Raw genomic sequence first — 3,446 nt, 5'->3', positions numbered from 1 at the left:
GTTGATGAAAAAAATATTAATAACTGGCTTCTGTCTGCTTAATTTTCAAATAAACCATATATTCTTAATACACCTACATTTTTTAAGTTTTACGTAGGTGCCTTCGGCATGCCTTTTTTTCATAACTCCAGTATGATTATAGTTTATTAATTTAAATTACATAAAAAACTGTGTAATCTTGTGTAATTATACATGTAGCTACGCTATTTTTTCATATTTACTTTACACAACCAAAAATTAGCAGCAGCCGATTAGGTCGCCACCCATGCATTCACAAATTGAGTCTAAGCACCAAAGATTTATACACATTTCACAAACATCAGAATTATTTATTCCTGTTGTCCTATAATAGTTGTTTGAATAATTTCTAGTTCTTTGATATAAAGAATTTAAAGTTTGTCTATATTCAAAATTGTTAGGCTCCATATTAACAGCTGTTTGAATATGGCTAAGTCCTTGATCAAATCTTCCCATGTTAGTTAGTAAAACACCATATAAAAAGTTCCATTCAGCATTTCTATTAGATATGCTATTTAATTTTGCTTCAGCAGCAGCATAGTTACCCATTTGCATGTACCTTCTTATTTCATTAAAATCATAGCTGGAATTATAGCTGCTAGAATTATTATAGTTGCTGGAATTATAGCTGCTTGAATTATAACTATAAGAATTGTTTCCTGAATTTTTAGTTAATTGATCATAGGCAGCATTTATTTCTCTCATTTTTTCTTCAGCTAGATTTCTAAGAGGATTATCACCATATTGATCTGGATGATATTGCTTAATTAATTTTTTGTAAGCGGCCTTTATTTCTTCTTGACTAGCTCCTGGCTTAAGACCTAATACTTCATATGGATTCATTTCTTTTCCTCCTTTTACTTTCGCATCTTTTATTTATAACCGAAAGGTATTTATCCATTATGCCTAATTCCAAAATATTTTTTAATATATCACTATTTCTTTTTAATGGAAGTTTTGATAAAATTTCCTTGCAGTTATAAGCGCAATTTAATATTGTAAATTCTAATCTATCTTTAATAGAGTTAAGCAACTCTTCATAAGGCTTACTATCTTGATTAAATAAAAAAATTATAGGATTAAATTTTTTGTTTTCAATATCCTCCTTTAAATCGTCTACAGCATCTATAAGATATATCCATTTACCAAGAGTGTATCCAAGGTTATAAAGATTATTCCTCAAAATCTCACTATCATCTATAAGAGGATAGGGATATTCCTTTAATATATTTCCAACAATATTACTAAAAGGATGTGAGATTTCATCTATATTAGAAAAATTTTTATTTTTTTCAAAGTTTGCTAATTCATTTAAATTTTTTTCTATTATGCTAGATATCTTTCTGAGTGATTTATTTAATTTTTTTTCATAAGGATATAAGACTTTTTCTAATAACTTACTTTTTAACTTATTATCATCTTGAATGTCATCTTTAACTTTAAAATAATAAAGAGAAAGATTCATTGCTGCTGCATAATCTATTGCATCATTATTTACGATTATAGGCTTCTTTTCCAAGGGATGTGGAAGACAGCGCTTTATTTCAATTGAAGCTTCTTTTTCTGATATTGAATCAAGTAATACTGCAAGAAAAGCCATATCATAATTTAATGTTAACCTAGGTAAATTACCTATATTTTTTTTAAAACTCATACATAATCCACAGTAATAACTTCTGAATTTTACATAATCTTTTATTTTTAGTTCACTTTTTAATGGAGTTACATATCCAAACAATAAAAACACTCCTTAATTTTGTTTAATCTAATTATACAAAATTTAATATTTATTCACAATAATTAATATAGAATGTTAATTTTATATATATAAATTAATTTGGTAAAGATAATAATAATGTTGTAAAATAAAAAAATATAAATATTAGTAAAATCATTTGTAAATAATAAAATTATTGGGGGGCTGTGAAATGTTGGGTACAATAATAAATTCCGTAGTTATCATTATAGGATCTTTTATAGGATTAATAATTAAGGGAAAAATAAGTGAAAAAATTAGAGCAACTGTAATGAATGGTTTAGGTTTGTGTACTCTATATATTGGCATTTTAGGAGCTTTAGAAGGAGAAAATACTTTAATAATGATAATTTCTATTGCTTTAGGAGCATTAGTAGGAGAATTAATTGATATTGATGCTAAACTTAATGATTTTGGAATGGCTATAGAAAGGAAAATAAGCAAAAATAATAATTCTATTTCAATTGCAGAGGGATTTGTTAGTGCAACTTTATTATTTTGCGTTGGAGCCATGGCTATTGTTGGAGCGCTAGAAAGTGGATTAAATAATAACAATAGTACTCTTTATGCAAAATCCATTTTAGATGGAATAAGTTCTATTATATTTTCTTCTAGTTTAGGCATAGGAGTTATGTTATCATCTGTAAGTGTGTTTATATATCAGGGAATTATAGCTTTTGGAGCAAATTTATTGTCTCAAGTATTAAGTGATGCTGCCATTAATAATATGACCGCAGTTGGAAGTCTGCTTATTGTGGGGTTAAGTTTTAATATTCTTAATATAACTAAAATTAAAATTTCTAATCTATTACCAGCTATGTTAATAGCAGTTATTTTAAGTTTGTTATAAAATTTACTTAAGTTGTATATTCTATATAAAGTAGAGTACACAACTTAAATAAATATAAAAAACACATATGAATTATTCGTCCACTTTGAGTTTCCATTGTTAGCTTGAAAAGGTTTAATAAGTTTAATAAATTGAAGAATACTGCAATTAAATGTCGAAGAAGACCTATAGTTACGAATTTTTGTATTGTATTTAAAAAATATATATTGTATAATCTCAATAGAAATTCGACTTGGACGAATTTAACAAATTAATAATTTACATAAATTCTAAGGAGGATAATTTTATGAAGAAAAAAGCAATAGCTTTAGCACTATCAGCACTAATGGTTACTGGATTAGTAGGATGTGGAAATGCCTCTAAAAAAGATGGTTCAGGAAATGTAGATTTTAAAGTAGGAATGGTTACTGATGCAGGAACTATCGATGATAAATCTTTCAACCAAGGTACTTGGGAAGGTATTTTAAGAGCTGAAGAAGAATTTGGAGTTGAAACAAGTTACTTAAAACCAGCAGGTACTACTGAAGCAGACTATTCAAAAGAAATAACAAATCTATATGATACAGGATACAAGTTTATAGTTACTCCTGGATTTAAATTTGAAACCGCTATCTATAATGCACAAAAGAAGTATGAAGATGCTAAGTTTGTAATTATAGATGGAGCTCCACATAACGGAGATAATAACTATGAATTAGGAAATAATACAATAGCTATCTTCTTTGCAGAAGAACAAGCAGGTTTCTTAGCAGGAGTTGCAGCTTCTTTAGAATTAAAAGAAGGAGACCTAGGATTTATAGGTGGTATGGAAATACCAGCAGT

4 protein-coding genes are annotated in these 3,446 nt (G+C 27.4%); 2 read left to right on the top strand and 2 right to left on the bottom strand.

Annotation, left to right across the window (positions count from 1 at the left end):
- Positions 1-237: 237 nt before the first annotated feature.
- Together KQI16_RS05940 and KQI16_RS05935 are read right to left on the bottom strand one after the other, a co-directional pair.
- Positions 238-861, bottom strand: a complete 624-nt coding sequence (locus KQI16_RS05940; RefSeq protein ID WP_216432775.1) for a J domain-containing protein — start codon at positions 859-861, stop codon at positions 238-240.
- Positions 848-1,756, bottom strand: coding sequence for a DUF5685 family protein (locus KQI16_RS05935; protein WP_216432774.1), 909 nt, complete (start codon positions 1,754-1,756; stop codon positions 848-850). Before KQI16_RS05935 ends, KQI16_RS05940 begins: the two co-directional genes overlap by 14 nt.
- Positions 1,757-1,946: 190 nt before the next feature.
- Here KQI16_RS05935 and KQI16_RS05930 point away from each other — a divergent pair, with 190 nt between their 5' ends.
- Together KQI16_RS05930 and KQI16_RS05925 are read left to right on the top strand one after the other, a co-directional pair.
- Positions 1,947-2,624: a DUF554 domain-containing protein gene (locus KQI16_RS05930; RefSeq protein ID WP_216432773.1), complete on the top strand. Its 678-nt coding sequence runs from the start codon at positions 1,947-1,949 to the stop codon at positions 2,622-2,624.
- Between the two features lie 286 nt (positions 2,625-2,910).
- Positions 2,911-3,446, top strand: a 536-nt coding sequence (locus KQI16_RS05925) for a BMP family lipoprotein (protein ID WP_216432772.1), incomplete at its 3' end; no start/stop codon positions are given.

This window comes from Caproiciproducens sp. MSJ-32, assembly GCF_018918055.1.
Taxonomy (GTDB): domain Bacteria; phylum Bacillota; class Clostridia; order Clostridiales; family Clostridiaceae; genus Clostridium.
This window is presented reverse-complemented; position numbering and strand designations above follow the sequence as displayed.

Coding starts and splice junctions, on each gene's coding strand:
- KQI16_RS05940 (WP_216432775.1), bottom strand. CDS start 861: ATGAATCCATATGAAGTATTAGGTCTTAAGCCAGGAGCTAGTCAAGAA.
- KQI16_RS05930 (WP_216432773.1), top strand. CDS start 1,947: ATGTTGGGTACAATAATAAATTCCGTAGTTATCATTATAGGATCTTTT.